The following is a 15,649-nucleotide window of genomic DNA, read 5'->3' as shown; positions in this document are numbered from 1 at the left end:
CCTCCTTGGGGCAGTTCGAATTCACGGCAGGTCGAAGCCGAGGGCCTCGGCCGCCGCCCGGGGTGCCGGTTCGGCCCACAGGGCCGCCACCGCCTCGTTGGTCGACAGGGAGCGCAGCTCCGCGCGGTCCAGGTACAGCGTGCCGTCGAGGTGGTCCGTCTCGTGCTGCACGATCCGGGCCGGCCAGCCGGTGAACACCTCGTCCACGGCGCGGCCGTGCTCGTCCTCGCCGCGCAGCCGCACCTCGGCGTGCCGGGCCACCACCGCCTGCCAGCCCGGCACGCTCAGGCAGCCCTCGAAGAACGCGGCCCGGGCGGCGCCGACCGGCTCGTACACCGGGTTGACCAGCACCCGGAACGGCTGCGGGACACGGCCCCGGACCACCGCGACCTCCTCCGGCACCGGCGCCGGGTCCTCGATGACCGCGATCCGCAGGGGGATCCCGACCTGCGGAGCGGCCAGGCCCACGCCGGGTGCCGCGTGCATGGTGTCGCGCAGAGCCTCGACGAACCGGGCCAGCAGCGCGGGGCCGAGCTGGCCGTCGTACGGCTCGGTGGGGCGCCGCAGCACCGGCCGGCCGGCCGCGACGATGGGCAAGGGGCCGCCGGCGGCGAGGAGTTCCTCGACCCGCTCGGCGAGCGGTGCGTGATCACGGGGAGGTGCCATCGCGTCAGGATGCCATGCCCGCCCCTCCTCCTGTGGCACAGCTCACCAACACCCCGGGGAACCCGGCGCCTTACCGGGCCGACTACTGGAGCGCCCTCGCCTCCCTGCCGATGGCCCGTCCCTCGGCACCGAGCCCCCGGAGAAGCCCGCCGATGACCACCGCTCCCTCGACCACCCCGGCCGAGGCGTCCCGCCCCGCCGCCCGCAGCCGCTGGGCACCCCTGCGCCCCCTCGTGCTGCGCCTGCACTTCTACGCCGGCCTGCTCGTCGCGCCCTTCCTGCTGGTCGCCGCCGCCACCGGCCTGCTGTACGCGGGCTCCTTCCAGGCCGAGAAGCTCGTGTACGACCATGAGCTGACCGTTCCGGTCGGCGAGCACGAGCTGCCCGTCTCCGCCCAGGTGGCCGCCGCCCGCAAGGCCCACCCCGAGGGCACGGTCACGGCCGTACGCCCCTCACCCGAGGCCGGCGCCACCACCAGGGTGCTGCTCTCCGGCGTCAGGGGCGTCGACCCCGGCCACACCCTCGCCGTGTTCGTGGACCCGTACACCGGCACCGTCCGCGGCGCGCTCGAACAGTACGGCGCGACCGGCGCGCTGCCCCTGCGCACCTGGATCGACGGACTCCACCGCGATCTGCACCTGGGCGAGACCGGCCGGCTCTACAGCGAGCTGGCCGCCAGCTGGCTGTGGGTGATCGCGGGCGGCGGCCTCGTGCTGTGGTTCTCCCGGCGCCGCGCCCTGCGCAGGGTGCGCGGCACCAGCGGCCGGCGCCGCACCCTCGGCCTGCACGGCACGGTCGGCGCCTGGACGGCCGCCGGGTTCCTGTTCCTGTCCGCGACCGGCCTGACCTGGTCGGCGTACGCCGGCGCGAACATCGACGAGCTGCGTACCTCGATCGGCCAGGCCACCCCGTCCGTCTCGGCGGCCGTGGCCGGCGGCGAGCACGCGGGCCACGGCACGGCGGCGTCCGCCGGCGGCACGGCCGAGCACGGCGTGGGCCTGGACCAGGTGCTCGCCGCGGCCCGCGCGAAGGGGCTCGGCGATCCGGTCGAGATCGTGCCGCCCACGGACGCGGACAGCGCCTACGTCGTCAAGCAGATCCAGCGCAGCTGGCCCGAGAAGCAGGACACCGTCGCCGTCGACCCGGCCACCGGACAGGTCACCGACGAACTGCGGTTCGCCGACTACCCGGTGCTCGCCAAGCTCACCCGCTGGGGCATCGACCTGCACACCGGCTCCCTCTTCGGACTCGTCAACCAGATCGCCCTCGCGCTGCTCGCACTCGCCCTGATCCTGCTCGTCGTGTGGGGCTACCGCCTGTGGTGGCAGCGCGGCCGGGGCTCGGCCTTCGGCCGGCCGATCCCGCGCGGGGCCTGGGCGGAGGTGCCGCCGTACCTCCTCGTACCCGCCCTCGCGGCCGTCGCCGTGCTCGGCTGGTTCGTGCCGCTGCTCGGCATCCCGCTGGCCGGCTTCCTCGCCGTCGACATCGTCCTCGGCGAGATCGCACACCGGCGCGGGCGCCGCAGGTACGGGAGTGTCAGTGGCGTGAAGTAGCGTGGAACGGCGGGTGAGCGAGTGAGGGAAGACGGGGGAGGGAACCGGAGATGACACCTCGGACGGCACCGGAAGGCGGCCGGGCCCGGCGGCGCGGCCAGGGCGAACTGGAGGGCCAGGTCCTCGGCGCGCTGCGCGAGGCGGAGGGGCCGGTCACCGCGGCCTGGGTGCAGCAGCGCCTCGGCGGCGACCTCGCCTACACCACGGTCGTCACCATCCTGACCCGGCTGCTCGCCAAGGACGTCGTCGCCCGCGAACGGCACGGCCGCTCCTTCGTGTGGACGCCGACGGCCGACGTGGCCCGGCTGGCCGCGCTGCGCATGCGCCGCCTGCTCGACGGGGAACGGGACCGCGAGGCGGTCCTCGCCAGCTTCGTCACCGCCCTGCCGCCCGGCGACGAACAGGTGCTGCGGGCCCTGCTCGACATCCCGGGTCCGGACGCCGGCGGTCCGGAGGACTGACCGCTCATGGGGGTCTTCGTCTTCCTGCCGCTGGTGCTGCCGTTGACCGCGTGGCCGGTCGCCCGGCTCGCCGAGACCCGGCTGCACCCGCGCACCGCCACCCGGCTGCTGACCGCGGTCGCCGTCGTCATGGCCGTGTGCAGCACGCTGTGCCTGGCCCTGCTCATGGTGGTCGGCACCGCCCAGCTGCCCGGCAACCCCCTGCCGGACGGCTGGTCCGACCCCGAGGTGCGGGCCGCCGTCCCGCACGACGAGGTGGCCGGCCGGGCCGCCATACCCGCGCTCGCCCTGGTCACGGCCGCCTGCGCCCGCACCCTGTGGCGGCACCGCCGGGTCACCCGCCGCGCCCGCCGGGCACTGGCCGGCGTACCGGGGCGCACGGTCGCGGTCCTGCCGGACCGCACGCCGTACGCGTACGCCCTCCCCGGCGGCCGGGGCCGGATCGTCGTCACCACGGCGCTGCTGGCCGGGCTCGCGCCCGCCGAGCGGCGCGCCCTGTTCGCCCACGAGCGCGCCCACCTGACCGCCCGTCACCACCGCCACCTGCTCGCCGCGCACCTGGCGGCCCGCGCCAACCCGTTCCTGAGACCGCTGCGCACCGCCGTCGTCTACACCGCCGAGCGGTGGGCGGACGAGGAGGCGGCCCGCGCGGTCGGCGACCGGCGCACGGTCGCCCGCGCCATCGGCAAGGCGGCCCTGCTGTCGCCCGGCACTCCGGCGCCCACCCTGGCCGCGCTGGCGGCGACCGGTCCCGTGCCGCGCCGGGTGGCCGCACTGCTGGCCCCCGCCCCGGCGGTCCGCACCTGGCCGTCGGCGTTCACCTCGGTCGGTCTGGCCGCCTGGGGCGCCGCCGTGGGCGCGCTGGTCTCCGCGATGTCCTCGGCGAACTCCGCCGTGACCCTGTTCCTGATCCTGCACGCGGCGACCCCGCTGTGATCCGTACGGCGTCCCCGGCCGGGGACAGCCCGAGGGCCCGGCCCTCTCGGGGACCGGGCCGGGCGGCCGGGTGAGGCGCGCTCACTCCTGCGGGAAGTCGCCCGCGAGCGCCGAGGCGATCCGCAGGTGCCGCTCCGCCTCCTCGTGCCGGGACTGCCGTTCGAGCGTGCGGCCCAGCATCAGCCGGGCGTAGTGCTCCACCGGGTCCCGCTCCACGATGGTCCGCAGCTCGGCCTCGGCGCGGCGCAGCTGGGCCGAGTGGTAGTAGGCGCGGGCCAGCAGCAGCCGGGGTCCCGTCTGCTCCGGCACCTCCTCGACCAGCGCGGCCAGCACCCGGGCGGCGCCCGCGTAGTCCTTCGCGTCGAAGAACCGCCGCGCGCGCTCCCAGCGCTCGGCCGGGGTGCCGTGGTCGTAGTACGGGGTCTTCCCTTGCGTCTCCACTCGTGACCTCCTTCGACGGCCACAACGGAACGCGGTTGTTCAATATTCCACTACCTGCGGGTGGCTCTACGGCCGGCGGAGGGCGGTCAGTTCCGCGTCGGCCCGCTCGGTGACCAGGGCGAGCACACGGCCGGCCACCGCCCGGTCCTCCTCGGAGATGCCCGCGTACAGCCGCGCGGAGAACACCGCGGCCTCGGCGGAGGTCGTGGCGTACAGCTCCCGCCCGGCCTCGGTGACGCGCACCGCCGCCGGGCCCTCGGGGACGATCAGACCCCCGGACACCAGGCCCTCGATCGCGCGCCGCGCGTCGCCCTCGTCGGCCTTCACCGCGCTGACGACGCCGTCCGCCAGCTCGGCCCGCTCGACCGGCCCGCCCGCGACGGCCGTCAGCCGCAGGGCGATGGACTGCAGGTAGTCGATGCCGTGCGGGGTGAGGACGTGCTCCAGGACGGCGCGGGATGCGTAGTGGGCGAGGGCTATGGTGCGGCCGTCGGCGCGGGGTGCGGTGGTGGTCATGACTGCTCCGTCTCGTGATCGGTGGTGCCGAACGGGTCAAGCGGTGCGTCGAGCAGGGTCGCCAGGTCCCGGGTGAACTCCTGGGCGCGCGTGCTGTCGGGGCCGCCGAGCGGGGCCAGCAGCTGGCGCAGCAGTCCCTGGACCACGTCGATCGCCTTGCGGGTGGTCTCGCGGCCCTGCTCGGTGAGCGCGAGCTGCACCGCGCGCGGGTCGTCCGGGTCCCGGGTGCGCTCGATGAGCCCGGCAGACTCCAGGCAGCGGGCCAGCTTGGAGACGTACAGCGCCTCCAGGCCGGTGTGGTCGGCGAGGCGGCGCTGGCTGGGGCGCAGCCCGGTGCGCTGCATGCCGTGCAGCGAGGCCACCAGCGCGTACTGCGCGTGGGTGAGGCCCAGCGGAGCCACCGCCCGGTCCACGGCGACGCGCCACTTCATCGACAGCCGCCACACCAGGAATCCGGGCGTGGCTCCTTCGGAAACCCTGCTCATGAGAAATAGAGTACATGGCTACTATGTCCATGGCTACTAAGTCCGTGGCTACTAAGTCCGTGGCTACGAAACCGGTCGCACCGCGGGCTTCCCGGTCCCGCGCCGCTCCGGACGCCAGGTCGCCACGAGCGCCGCCGCGAGCAGGAGTTCCGCGAGGTCACCGCCGTAGTACATGATCTCCGCGCCGCCCTGGACCTCGGGGACGGGAGCGTGGACGTCCACCCAGAACCCGCCGTACATCAGCTGCGCCACGACCGCGTGCACGGCGATGGCGCACCCCAGGCAGACCAGCCGGGCGCGCACCCCCGGACGGGCCGGGGCGGGATCGGGCCCGGCGACGGAGTGCGCGAACAGGCACCCCGACAGCAGGAAGTGCGCGTGCAGCAGCCAGTGTCCGGCCGGGTGGGCCGTCGCCGTGTCGTAGAGCGGGGTGAAATACACGGCCGGAAGCGTGCCCGTGGACAGCGGCAGCGCCACGGCCGGGTGCGCGAGCAGGCGGGCCGGGCCGCTGTGCAGGAGCCCGGTGAGCCGGCGGGCGCGGGGCGCGGGCAGGGTCCGCAGCAGGAGGGTGGCCGGGGCGCCGAGCACCAGCGCGAGCGGGGCGTACATGCCGATCAGCAGGTGTTGGGTCATGTGGCCGCGGAAGTCACGGTGGGCGAAGGGGGCGAGGGGCGGCAGCAGCGCCACCGCCAGCAGGATCACACCGAGACCGAAACCGGCGGTGCGCCAGGGGCTCCAGGGCCGCGCCGGATTCCGGCGGCTCGCCCGGCGGGCCAGCAGCAGATAGCCGCCCGCGCACACCAGCAGGGCCAGCGCCGGCAGCAGCACCCCCACGGCACCGCCGCCCTCCTGGTGGTGGACAGGGGGCACGTGGTGGCCCATCAGGCGACGCGTCCGTCTCGTCCGGCGCCGGCGGCCGCGGGGTCGAAGGACCGCCCGCCGCGCTGCAACAGCCATCCCCCGGCCAGCAGCAGGGCGCCGAGGATCAGGAAGGCGACGTCCCACCACATCTGGTGCGGGCCGCTGTGGACGTGGTGGATGCCCAGAACGTGGTGGTCCAGCACGCCCTCCACGAGGTTGAACAGCCCCCAGCCGGCCAGGATCCAGCCCCACAGCACCCGGGAGGCCCACACCCGCCGCCGGCCGGTGGCCACCCGGGCGTACAGGACGGCGAGTCCGCCGAGGACGGCGAGCCAGCACACCGTGTGGAAGACGCCGTCCCACAGGGTGTTCATCTGCAGCCCGGAGACGGTGTGGGGGTCGTAGTACCGCACGCCGATACGGTCGTGGTCGGTGCTGCTGAGCATGTGGTGCCAGCGCAGGAGCTGGTGCAGCAGGATCCCGTCGAGAAATCCGCCGAGCCCCACCCCCAGCAGGAGCCCGGGCAGTTGCAGACTTGCGGGCGCGGTTGCGGTTCTGGTCTCGCGCACGGTGGTTGCCATCGTTCCTCGTCTCGGTCGATTCCTCGGTCGATGGATCACGGCAGCGGCTGCCCTACGACAGCTACCAGGTCCCCGGATCCCTCGCTGCGACACGCTCGGCCATGTGTGCGGGAAGGGCGCGACGTGGCTTGTTCCGGGGCCGGTGAGCTGCGCATCCGCCTCTTGTACCGGCGAAAGGTTGATAAGCCATAACTTGCACGGTTTGGCCAGCGTTTCACCGGATGCGGGTGAGTGCCCGCGACCGTATGTGGAAGGACAGGGAACCGATGAAACGGGTTACCCGAAACAGTGTGATCGCAGTCGCCGCCGCCTCCGGTGCGATGGCAGTGGCGGGGCCGGTGCACGCCGACTCCGCCGCGGAAGGCACCGCGGCCGGCTCGCCCGGGCTGATCTCCGGCAACGGCATCCAGCTGCCGGTGCACCTCCCGGTGAACGTGTGCGGGAACACCGTGAACGTGGCCGGACTGCTCAACCCCGCGATGGGCAACCGCTGCGCCAACACAGGCGGCCACGCCGCCGGTAAGGAGAAGCCCGCGGCGCCGGGCGGGGCCACGGCCCAGTCCAGCACACAGAACTCCCCGGGCGTCATCTCCGGCAACGGCATCCAGCTCCCGGTCGATCTGCCGGTGAACGTCAGCGGCAACACCGTGAACGTCGTGGGCATCGGCAATCCCGTCTTCGGCAACACGTCCGTGAACGGGTCGGGCGACCACCCCGAGCAGCCCGGCCGCACCACCCCGCCCGCACCCAAGCCGCCGACCCGGGTCACTCCGCCGGTGCACTCCGAGCCTCCGAGCCGGCCTCGGCCGCACCACCCTCCCAAGGTGCACACGCTGCCCAAGCCGGCCCCTGTCGTCGTGCCGCAGCCGACCGGCACCCTCGCGCACACCGGAACGGACAGCGCCTGGGTGGCCGCCGCCGCGAGCCTCGCGTCGCTGATCGGCGGCACGGTGCTGCACCGGCGCTTCCGGTCCCGGGTGTCCAGCCGGGAGGGGTGAGTCACGGGGCGGGCGGCGCGGCCCGGCCCTGACCGGGCCGGCCGCGCGCCCGTCCAGCGGAGCGGCCGCCGCCTGTGGTCACCCCGGGCAGCGGCCGCTTCGTACGGCAGGGCCGCGGGTCACCACCCGGTGAACAGCAGATGGTTCAGCAGAAGCGCGAGCACCGCCTGCGCGGCCAGCCAGGCCCGCGGTCGCGGCAGCAGCGCGCCTGCCGGGAGCAGCCACATCGCGAACGGCAGCCAGATCCGCTCCGTCTCCGCCTTGCTCATCCCGGACAGATCCGCAACCAGTACGGCGACGAGGGCTGCCGCCACGAGGAGAGCGAGCCGGGCCTCGGCCTTGGCGGGGTGGTCGTCGGTCGGGGCGGGGCGGTTCGTGGGGCGGCCCTTGGCCGGGGTGAGCAGGTTCTCCGTCGGGGCGGGCCGTTCCTCCGCCATGGTGAGCCGGGCCTCGGTCCCGGGCGCCCTGCGCCGGCGGGCGAGCGCCGTGCCGGTCCGCCGTAGCCCCGCCGCCGTGGCCACGCCGGTGATCAGGGCCGTGCAGGCCAGGTTGGCCCAGACCCAGTAGCCGTAGGGGCGGGTGCCGCCGACACCCTGGTAGTAGCGCGTGACCAGGAGCCGGTACCCGTCCGCCCAGTCGAAGCCGGCGAGCGTGAACGTCAGCGGGACGACCGCCGCACCGGCCAGCAGGAGGAGCAGGAGCGACGGGCGCTCGCGGATCCCGCGCCGTCCCGCCACCAGCACCGCCGCCCCGATCAGCGCGACGAGCGTGAGGCCGTAGGAGAGATAGCAGGTCAGGCCGTACAGCAGCCCGCCGGCCGCCGCCCACGCCATGGACCGTCCGGTGACCGCGAGGGACAGCAGGGCCACGGACCAGGCGGCGACCGCCGCGAAGTACCCGTCGGCCGAGGCGCCCACCCACACCGCGGCCGGGGCCATGACCAGGAACGGCGCCGCCCGCCGGGCCGGCTGCTCGCCGGCCAGGGCCCGTACCGTCACCAGCACCGCCACGCAGGCGGTCGCGCCGACGGTGATGCACCAGGCGCCGGCCCAGCCGCCGCCGTGCAGGCCGATCCGGTCCAGGACGACGAAGGTGAGGGTGGCCGCGGGCGGATGCCCGGCGATGTGGGCCGGCCACGGGTCCGGGGAGCCGCTCACGATGTGGTGGGTGAAGTCGCGCAGCGCTGCGGGGATGTCGTGGAAGCGCCCGATGACCGTGAGGTACTCGTTGCGGGTGGTGAGCCGCCCGGCCACGCCCCGCTGCCAGCCGTCGACCAGCGCCAGCGACCACGTCCAGGCCAGTGCCGCCGCCCAGGCCGTGAGGAGCAGCCGCCGCCACGGCAGCCGGGCGGCGACCGACGGCCCGTAGGCCACCACGCCGCCCGCCACCAGCGCCGCGGCCGGCGTGCCCGGGCCCAGGTGCGGGTCCCAGTCGGCGAACAGCGGCGGCCAGTGGACGAACAGGGTGCGGCGGGTGTCCTGGATGTGCCGGCCGACGAGCACGGCGACGAGGACGAGCAGGGTGGCGGCGGCAGCGGCAGCGAGGTCGGCGCGCAGGCCGGCGTACCGGTCGCGGAGGGGAGCCTGGGTCACACCGGAACGCTAGGGCGGCGACCGGGGGAACGGGTGGACCGGTGGCCGGACGTCAGCGTTTCGTCATGGGTCGTGGACCCGGTCCGGGCGTTCTTCCGGCCTACCGTCGGAGCATGCGAGACGACCACCCACGGCTTCCCAGCTCACCCGGTTTCTGGCGCAGCCCGCTGCGCGGCCCCTGGTTCACCTCGGTGCTCGGTGTGGTGCTGCTCGCCGGCATCACCGTGCTGTTCGTGACCGGCCTGGTGTCGTACGCGGCCTACAACCCGGACCTGTCCCCGGTGAACGACCAGACCCCGGACAAGGGACTCCTGGGCTTCTACCTCTTCGACTGGCCGACGGGGCCGGTGTGGCTGTACCGGTTCACCCAGGGCGTCCACGTCACCCTCGGCATCGTCCTGATCCCGGTGCTGCTGGCCAAGCTGTGGTCGGTGGTGCCGAGGCTGTTCGCCCTGCCCCCGGCCCGCTCCCTCGCGCACGCGCTGGAGCGGATCTCGCTGCTGCTGCTCGTCGGGGGCGGGCTGTTCGAGTTCACGACCGGTGTGCTCAACGTCCAGCTGGACTACGTCTTCCCGGGCTCCTTCTACCCCCTGCACTTCTACGGCGCGTGGGTGTTCTTCGCCGCGTTCGTGGCGCACGCCGTGCTGAAGGCGCCGACGGCGCTGCGGAACCTGCGGCGGCGCGGGCGCGAGGAGGGCGACCTGGTCACCCCGAGCCCCGCCGCGCCCACCGTCTCCCGGCGCGGGGCGCTGGCACTGGTCGGCGGCGGCTCGCTGCTGCTGTTCCTGACCACGGTGGGGCAGAGCCTGGGCGGCCCGTTCCGCCGTACGGCCCTGCTCGCGCCGCACGGCGGGGCCGATCCCGGCGGCGGCCCGAACGGGTTCCAGATCAACAAGACGGCCGGGTACGCCGGGATCACCCCGGCCGACACGCACCAGGACGCCTGGCGGCTCGTCGTCACCGGACGCACCGGAACCGTGCGCCTCAGCCGCGCCGAACTGCTCCGCATGCCGCTGCACAGCTCGTCGTTGCCGATCGCCTGTGTCGAGGGCTGGTCCACGGCCGACCAGTGGTGGCGCGGAGTGCGGCTGCGCGACCTCGCGGCGCTCGTCGGCCACGACGGCGACCCGCCGGACGTGTTCGTGGAGTCGCTCCAGCGGCACGGCGCCTTCCGCCGCGCGGCCCTGCGCGCCAACCAGGTCGCCGACCCGCGCTCCCTGCTCGCCCTGTACGTCAACGGCGAGACCCTGTCCCCCGACCACGGCTACCCGGCGCGGATCATCGTGCCCGCCGCGCCCGGTGTGCTCAACACCAAGTGGGTGGCCCGGCTGACCTTCGGAGACCTGTGATGCGTCCGCGCCCGCCGCTCGGCAATCCCTTCCAGATCCTGCTGTTGGCCTGCTCGTTCGCGCTCGCCGGCTATGCCGGGGTGCGGCTGCTCGCGGGCGACTGGCGGGCCGTCGCCCTGTGGCTGGTGGGGGCGGCCCTGCTGCACGACCTCGTGCTGCTGCCGCTGTACACGCTCGCGGACCGGGCGGTCGTGCGCGGGCTCGGCGCCGCCGGGCGCCGGGAGCGGACGATGTACGTCCGCGTCCCGGCCGCCCTGTCCGGGCTGCTCCTGCTGGTGTGGTTCCCGCTGGTCAGCGGGATGGTCGACCGGCGCTACCGGTCCGCCACCGGGCTGTCGACGGACGGCTTCCTCGCCCGCTGGCTGCTGATCAGCGCGGTGCTCTTCGGCGGCTCCGCGCTGCTGCTCCTGCTGCGGTTGCGCAGGGCGACGAAACGGCGCCCGCCGGCCGTCCACTGACCGACGGGCCGCCAGCCCGCCCGGCCCGCGTACCGCAGCAGGGCCGGGGTACCGAGCCGCGCCCACGGGAAGACCCCGCCGCCCGCCGCGCCGCCGGTGGCGCGGCGGTCTGTCCGGCCGTCGGTGGCGCGGCTGCTCGTCCGGCCGTCGGTGCCGCCGCCCGCCCCGCCGTCGGTGTCGCCGCTGTCCGGCCCGCCCTCGGCGCCGCCACCCGTCCCGCCCTCGGGACCGGCGACGACCTGTACCTCGGACCGCTCGTCGACGTCCACCGCGGCCGTCTCGGCGATCAGCAGACCGCCGGGGCGCAGCAGCCGGGCCACCCGGTCCAGCAGGGCGCGCGGATCGCCGCCGATGCCGATGTTGCCGTCCATGAGCAGCACCGTGCCCCAGCGTCCCTCGCCGGGCAGCGGCTCGAACACCGAGCGCCGCAGCGCCTGGCCGCCGGTACGCACGGTGTGGTCGACGGCGGCCTCGCTGACGTCGATCCCGAGAACGGTACGGCCCCGCGCGGCGAGTTCCGCCACCAGCCGCCCCGGCCCGCAGCCGACGTCGAGGACGGCACCCTCGCACCGGTCCAGCACCGCCCGGTCCACCGGGTCCGCCCGCGCGCACCACCGCTCGACCTCCAGCGGCAGCAGCCAGCCGTCGCTGCGGCGCAGGAACAGCGGGCCGCGCCCGGTGCGCAGCGCGGCGGCGTAGGGATCGGCCCCGGCCCAGGCGACGGCCGCGCGTGTGCTCACCGCCCGGTCCCGGATCCGGTGCGTGCGGTGCACCGGGCCAGCCGGGCGGCGAACCGGCCGTGCGGCGCCAGGGCGGCGACCGCGGCCGCGTCGGCGGCGGTGTCCACATCCCGCAGCCGGGGCAGATCACGCACCCGCAGCCCGGCGGCCACCAGCCGCCCCCGCTGGACGGCACCCGTCCGCCGCGTCGACATGGGCACGCCCCGCAGCAGCGCCGGATCGGGCTCGGCCAGCCCCAGCGCCCAGAAACCGCCGTCCTCCGCCGGCCCGAAACACGCGTCGTACCCGGCGAAGTCCACGGTGAGCAGCTCCGGGGTCACCTGCGGGGTGTCCATGCCGATGAGCAGGGCGGGACCCTCGCACCCGGCGAACGCGTCGGCGAGCCGTACGTCCAGACCGCCCGGGCACTGCGGTACGACGTCGAAACCGGGCGGCAGCCAGGGGCCGGGAGCCCCGTCCAGCACCAGGACGCGCCGGGTGGCCGGAGCCGCCGCCACCGCGCGCAGGGTGTCGGCGAGCGCCGCCTCCGCGAGCGCGGCCGCCTCCGCCGGGCTGAACGGCGGGGTGAGCCGCGTCTTGACCCGGCCCGGCAGCGGTTCCTTGGCGATGACGAGCAGCGTGGTCACGGTGCCGCCCTTCCGCCGGCCGGGGGCTCGGCCAGCACCCGGCTCATGTCGCGCACCGCCTGCCAGGTGCCCCGCCAGGTGCCCGTCACCTTGGAGGCACCGGAGCGCGGCAGGTACGGCACATCGCGCTCGGCGATCCGCCAGCCCGCGTCGGCCGCGCGCACCACCATCTGCAGCGGATAGCCGCTGCGGCGGTCGCTGAGACCGAGCGCGAGCAGCGGCTCCCGGCGGGCGGCGCGCAGCGGGCCGAGGTCGTGCAGCCGCAGTCCGGTACGGCGGCGCAGCAGCCGCGCGAGCGCGAAGTTGCCGGCCCGGGCGTGCGCGGGCCAGGAACCCCGGCCCCGCGCCCGCCGCCGCCCCAGGACCAGGTCGGCCCGGCCGTCGAGGACGTCCTGGACGAAGGGCACCAGGTGGCCCGGGTCGAGGGAGGCGTCGCAGTCGCAGAAGCAGACGACGTCGGCGGTGGCGGCGGTCAGCCCGGCGTGGCAGGCGGCACCGAAACCGCGCCGCGACTCGTGGACGACGGTCGCGCCGAGGGCCCGGGCGATGTCCGGCGAGCCGTCGGTGGAGCCGTTGTCGACCACGAGGGCGCGCCAGCCCGCCGGGATCCGGGCGAGCACCCAGGGCAGGGCCGCCGCCTCGTCCAGGCAGGGCAGCACGACGTCCACGCTCGCCGGTGATGAGGGAGATGAGGTGGTCACGCCGTTCACCCTACGAACGCGAAGCGGACATACCGGACGGGCGCTCCTTACGAAACGCGGACGTCCGGGGTGGGACCCCGCCGAGGGTGCGACACCCACGAGGGTCCGGTGCGAGTCTGAAACCATGCAACAACCGCCCCCGCCCGGAGCCATGAACGCCCCCGCCCCCGGCCCCACCACCCCGGCCCCGACGCCCGCCCCCGGCACCGCGGCCCCGGCCCCGGCGTCCGCCTCCGGCACCGCTGCCCCGGCCCCGGCGCCCGACGCTGTCGTCCAGGCACCCGCGCCCGCATCCGGTGCCGCCTCGGCCTCCGCGTTCGCATCCGGTGCCGCCGCCCCGTCTCCCGCGCCCGCTCCTGGCACCGCTGGCCCGGGCCCGGCGTCGGGCGCTGTCGCCCAGGCCCCTGCGGCCGCCCCGGCTACCGTCGCCCCGGCTTCCGCGCCCGGCGCTGTCGACCAGGCTCGCGCCCCCGCATCCGGTGCCGCCGCCCCGTCTCCCGCGCCCGCGCCCGGCACCGTCGCCCCGTCTCCCGCACCCACCCCCGCCGCCCCGGCTCCCGCGCCCGCCCCCGGCGCCGCCCGAGTCCTGGTCGTTGACGATGACGCGACCGTTGGTGAGGTCGTCGCCGGGTATCTCGGTCGTGCCGGCTATGTCGTGGACCGGGCCGACGACGGGCCCACCGCCCTGACCCGCGCCACCGCCCACTGGCCCGACCTCGTGGTGCTCGACCTGATGCTGCCCGGCATGGACGGCCTGGAGGTCTGCCGCCGGTTGCGTGCGCGGGCCTCCGTGCCGGTCGTGATGCTCACCGCCCGCGGTGACGAGGACGACCGCATCCTCGGGCTGGAGGTCGGTGCCGACGACTACGTGACCAAGCCGTTCAGCCCCCGCGAACTGGTCCTGCGGGTACAGTCGGTGCTCCGCCGCGCCCGCCCGGGCACCCTCACCGGCCCGCTGGCCGCGGCCGGCCTCACCGTCGACCCCGCCGCCCGCCGCGCCACCAAGGACGGCACGGAACTCGCCCTCACTCTCCGCGAGTTCGACCTCCTCGCCTTCTTCCTGCGGCACCCGGGCCGGGCGTACAGCCGGGAGGACCTGATGCGCGAGGTGTGGGGCTGGGACTTCGGCGACCTCTCCACCGTGACGGTCCACATCCGCCGGCTGCGCGGCAAGGTCGAGGACGACCCGGCCCGGCCGCGCCTGATCCAGACCGTGTGGGGCGTCGGCTACCGCTTCGACCCGAGCGGCCGGGACGCGGAGGACTGACATGCGCGACACCCTCCTCATCGCCCTGTACGCCTTCGCCGGGGCCGCCGCCACCGGCCTCGCGGGGGCCGCCGCGCTCCGGCTGCTGCGGCGCCGCTCGCTCACCGTGTCCCTCGCCGTCGTCGCCGCCGTCGGCGTGGGCGGCGTGCTCGCCGGCACCCTCGCGGTCGCCTGGGCGATGTTCCTGTCCCCGCACGACCTGACCGTGGTGACGACGGTCGTCGCGATGGCGGCCGTGGTCTCCCTCGCCACCGCCCTGCTGCTGGGCCGCTGGGTCGTCGCCCGCAGCCGTGAACTCGCCCTGGCGGCACGCTCCTTCGGCGAGGCCGGCGACTTCGCCGCCCCCGCGGGCCCGGCCACCGCCGAACTGGCCGAATTGAGCCGCGAGTTGGCCGCCACCAGTGCGCGACTCGCCGAATCCCGGGAGCGGGAACGCCTGCTGGAGACCTCACGCCGGGAACTCGTCGCCTGGATCTCCCACGACCTGCGCACCCCGCTCGCCGGTCTGCGCGCCATGTCGGAGGCCCTCGAGGACGGTGTCGCCGCCGACCCGGAACGCTATCTGAAGCAGATCCGCACCGAGGTGGAGCGCCTCAACGACATGGTCGGCGACCTGTTCGAACTCTCCCGCATCCACGCCGGAACCCTCCCCCTGGCACCGTCCCGGATCTCCCTCTACGACCTCGTCGGCGACGCCCTCGCGGGAGCCGACCCGCTCGCCCGAGCCCACGGCGTACGGCTGGTCGGCGACCGGGTGGAGCCGGTCCCGGTCGAGGTCGACGCCAAGGAGATGAGCCGCGTCCTGGGCAACCTGCTGGTCAACGCCATCCGCCGGACGCCCGCCGACGGCACGGTGGCCGTCGCCGCCGAGCGGTCGCCCGACGGCGTGGTCCTGTCCGTGACCGACGCCTGCGGCGGCATCCCCGAGGAGGACCTGCCCCGCGTCTTCGACACCGGCTGGCGCGGTACCCACGCCCGCACCCCGCCGGCCGGCGCGGGCCTGGGCCTCGCCATCGTGCGCGGCATCGTCGAGGCCCACCGGGGCCGGGCCACCGTACGCAACATCCCCGGCGGCTGCCGCTTCGAGGTCACCCTGCCCGCGGCTCCCGCACCATGAACACGTCCACCGGACCCTCGGTCTCGCGGGTGAATCCGTGCCGCTCGTACAGCCGCCGGGCCGGACCGCCCCGCAGGACGTTCAGCCGGGCCGGGACGCCGCTGCCCTGAAGGCGCGGGGCCAGGTGGAAGTGTTCCAGCCGGTGGGCGTCCTCGGCCGGGCGCAGCGGCACACAGCCGGCGGACGCGCCGCCCACCTCGAGCACCCAGGCGGGCGCCGGAGCGACCCCGTCCCGCAACTCGGCCACCGCCCCGGCGTCCGCCACCGAGGCCGGCCGAATCCCCCCGTCCGCGGTGATCGC

At 75.5% G+C, this 15,649-nt stretch carries 18 protein-coding genes; 7 read left to right on the top strand and 11 right to left on the bottom strand.

Features of this window, described 5'->3' with window-relative positions:
* Positions 1 to 21: 21 nt before the first annotated feature.
* The gene (locus tag ACZ4U1_RS04720; protein ID WP_467899542.1) at positions 22 to 666 is read right to left on the bottom strand and encodes a peptide deformylase; all 645 of its coding nucleotides are present in this window, start codon (positions 664 to 666) and stop codon (positions 22 to 24) included.
* A gap of 152 nt (positions 667 to 818) precedes the next feature.
* On the opposite strand from ACZ4U1_RS04720, the gene ACZ4U1_RS04715 reads away from it, so the two are divergent.
* The 3 genes from ACZ4U1_RS04715 to ACZ4U1_RS04705 are packed head-to-tail and all read left to right on the top strand — an operon-like array spanning position 819 to position 3,616.
* The gene (locus ACZ4U1_RS04715) at positions 819 to 2,219 is read left to right on the top strand and encodes a PepSY-associated TM helix domain-containing protein (RefSeq protein ID WP_467899540.1); all 1,401 of its coding nucleotides are present in this window, start codon (positions 819 to 821) and stop codon (positions 2,217 to 2,219) included.
* Between the two features lie 50 nt (positions 2,220 to 2,269).
* Positions 2,270 to 2,680 (top strand): BlaI/MecI/CopY family transcriptional regulator, encoded by a 411-nt coding sequence (locus ACZ4U1_RS04710; RefSeq protein ID WP_467899538.1) that lies wholly within the window; start codon positions 2,270 to 2,272, stop codon positions 2,678 to 2,680.
* Between the two features lie 6 nt (positions 2,681 to 2,686).
* A complete protein-coding gene (locus ACZ4U1_RS04705; RefSeq protein WP_467899537.1) occupies positions 2,687 to 3,616 on the top strand; it encodes a M56 family metallopeptidase in 930 nt (309 codons plus the stop codon).
* Positions 3,617 to 3,697: 81 nt separating this feature from the next.
* On the opposite strand, the gene ACZ4U1_RS04700 is transcribed toward ACZ4U1_RS04705, so the two are convergent.
* The 5 genes from ACZ4U1_RS04700 to ACZ4U1_RS04680 form a co-directional block, all read right to left on the bottom strand.
* Positions 3,698 to 4,057: a tetratricopeptide repeat protein gene (locus tag ACZ4U1_RS04700; protein WP_467899534.1), complete on the bottom strand. Its 360-nt coding sequence runs from the start codon at positions 4,055 to 4,057 to the stop codon at positions 3,698 to 3,700.
* Positions 4,058 to 4,123: 66 nt separating this feature from the next.
* The gene (locus ACZ4U1_RS04695; RefSeq protein WP_467899532.1) at positions 4,124 to 4,573 is read right to left on the bottom strand and encodes a MarR family transcriptional regulator; all 450 of its coding nucleotides are present in this window, start codon (positions 4,571 to 4,573) and stop codon (positions 4,124 to 4,126) included.
* On the bottom strand, positions 4,570 to 5,058 hold the full coding sequence (locus ACZ4U1_RS04690; RefSeq protein WP_467899530.1) for a MarR family winged helix-turn-helix transcriptional regulator: 489 nt from the start codon (positions 5,056 to 5,058) through the stop codon (positions 4,570 to 4,572). The genes ACZ4U1_RS04695 and ACZ4U1_RS04690 overlap by 4 nt, the downstream gene beginning before the upstream one ends.
* A 63-nt stretch (positions 5,059 to 5,121) precedes the next feature.
* Complete coding sequence (locus ACZ4U1_RS04685; RefSeq protein ID WP_467899527.1) at positions 5,122 to 5,928, bottom strand: cytochrome c oxidase assembly protein; 807 nt, start codon at positions 5,926 to 5,928, stop codon at positions 5,122 to 5,124.
* A gap of 11 nt (positions 5,929 to 5,939) precedes the next feature.
* Positions 5,940 to 6,500: a DUF2243 domain-containing protein gene (locus ACZ4U1_RS04680; RefSeq protein WP_467899525.1), complete on the bottom strand. Its 561-nt coding sequence runs from the start codon at positions 6,498 to 6,500 to the stop codon at positions 5,940 to 5,942.
* 266 nt (positions 6,501 to 6,766) lie between these two features.
* Between ACZ4U1_RS04680 and ACZ4U1_RS04675 the strand changes: the two genes are divergently transcribed.
* Complete coding sequence (locus tag ACZ4U1_RS04675) at positions 6,767 to 7,498, top strand: chaplin (RefSeq protein ID WP_467899522.1); 732 nt, start codon at positions 6,767 to 6,769, stop codon at positions 7,496 to 7,498.
* 119 nt (positions 7,499 to 7,617) lie between these two features.
* Here ACZ4U1_RS04675 and ACZ4U1_RS04670 read toward each other — a convergent pair whose 3' ends face one another.
* Positions 7,618 to 9,090 (bottom strand): hypothetical protein, encoded by a 1,473-nt coding sequence (locus tag ACZ4U1_RS04670; protein ID WP_467899520.1) that lies wholly within the window; start codon positions 9,088 to 9,090, stop codon positions 7,618 to 7,620.
* A 113-nt stretch (positions 9,091 to 9,203) separates the two neighbouring features.
* On the opposite strand from ACZ4U1_RS04670, the gene ACZ4U1_RS04665 reads away from it, so the two are divergent.
* A complete protein-coding gene (locus ACZ4U1_RS04665; RefSeq protein WP_467899517.1) occupies positions 9,204 to 10,439 on the top strand; it encodes a molybdopterin-dependent oxidoreductase in 1,236 nt (411 codons plus the stop codon).
* A gap of 313 nt (positions 10,440 to 10,752) precedes the next feature.
* Here the strand turns inward: ACZ4U1_RS04665 and ACZ4U1_RS04660 are convergent, their stop codons facing one another.
* Genes ACZ4U1_RS04660 through ACZ4U1_RS04650 form a run of 3 tightly spaced genes read right to left on the bottom strand, consistent with a single transcriptional unit; the run spans position 10,753 to position 12,973 of the window.
* A complete protein-coding gene (locus tag ACZ4U1_RS04660) occupies positions 10,753 to 11,637 on the bottom strand; it encodes a class I SAM-dependent methyltransferase (protein WP_467899515.1) in 885 nt (294 codons plus the stop codon).
* On the bottom strand, positions 11,634 to 12,263 hold the full coding sequence (locus ACZ4U1_RS04655) for a TIGR04282 family arsenosugar biosynthesis glycosyltransferase (RefSeq protein WP_467899513.1): 630 nt from the start codon (positions 12,261 to 12,263) through the stop codon (positions 11,634 to 11,636). The genes ACZ4U1_RS04660 and ACZ4U1_RS04655 overlap by 4 nt, the downstream gene beginning before the upstream one ends.
* Positions 12,260 to 12,973: a glycosyltransferase family 2 protein gene (locus ACZ4U1_RS04650; RefSeq protein ID WP_467899512.1), complete on the bottom strand. Its 714-nt coding sequence runs from the start codon at positions 12,971 to 12,973 to the stop codon at positions 12,260 to 12,262. The genes ACZ4U1_RS04655 and ACZ4U1_RS04650 overlap by 4 nt, the downstream gene beginning before the upstream one ends.
* A 577-nt stretch (positions 12,974 to 13,550) precedes the next feature.
* Between ACZ4U1_RS04650 and ACZ4U1_RS04645 the strand changes: the two genes are divergently transcribed.
* Together ACZ4U1_RS04645 and ACZ4U1_RS04640 are read left to right on the top strand one after the other, a co-directional pair.
* On the top strand, positions 13,551 to 14,231 hold the full coding sequence (locus ACZ4U1_RS04645) for a response regulator transcription factor (RefSeq protein WP_467900090.1): 681 nt from the start codon (positions 13,551 to 13,553) through the stop codon (positions 14,229 to 14,231).
* Position 14,232: 1 nt separating this feature from the next.
* Positions 14,233 to 15,348, top strand: coding sequence for a sensor histidine kinase (locus ACZ4U1_RS04640; RefSeq protein ID WP_467899510.1), 1,116 nt, complete (start codon positions 14,233 to 14,235; stop codon positions 15,346 to 15,348).
* Here ACZ4U1_RS04640 and ACZ4U1_RS04635 read toward each other — a convergent pair.
* The gene (locus ACZ4U1_RS04635) at positions 15,320 to 15,613 is read right to left on the bottom strand and encodes a hypothetical protein (protein ID WP_467899507.1); all 294 of its coding nucleotides are present in this window, start codon (positions 15,611 to 15,613) and stop codon (positions 15,320 to 15,322) included. The two genes, ACZ4U1_RS04640 and ACZ4U1_RS04635, sit on opposite strands and share 29 nt — an antisense overlap.
* Positions 15,614 to 15,649 lie beyond the last annotated feature (36 nt).

It is taken from the genome of Streptomyces sp. NPDC028928, assembly GCF_055564915.1.
The sequence above is the reverse complement of the archived record's forward strand: the minus strand, read 5'-3'. Positions and strand labels throughout refer to the sequence as shown.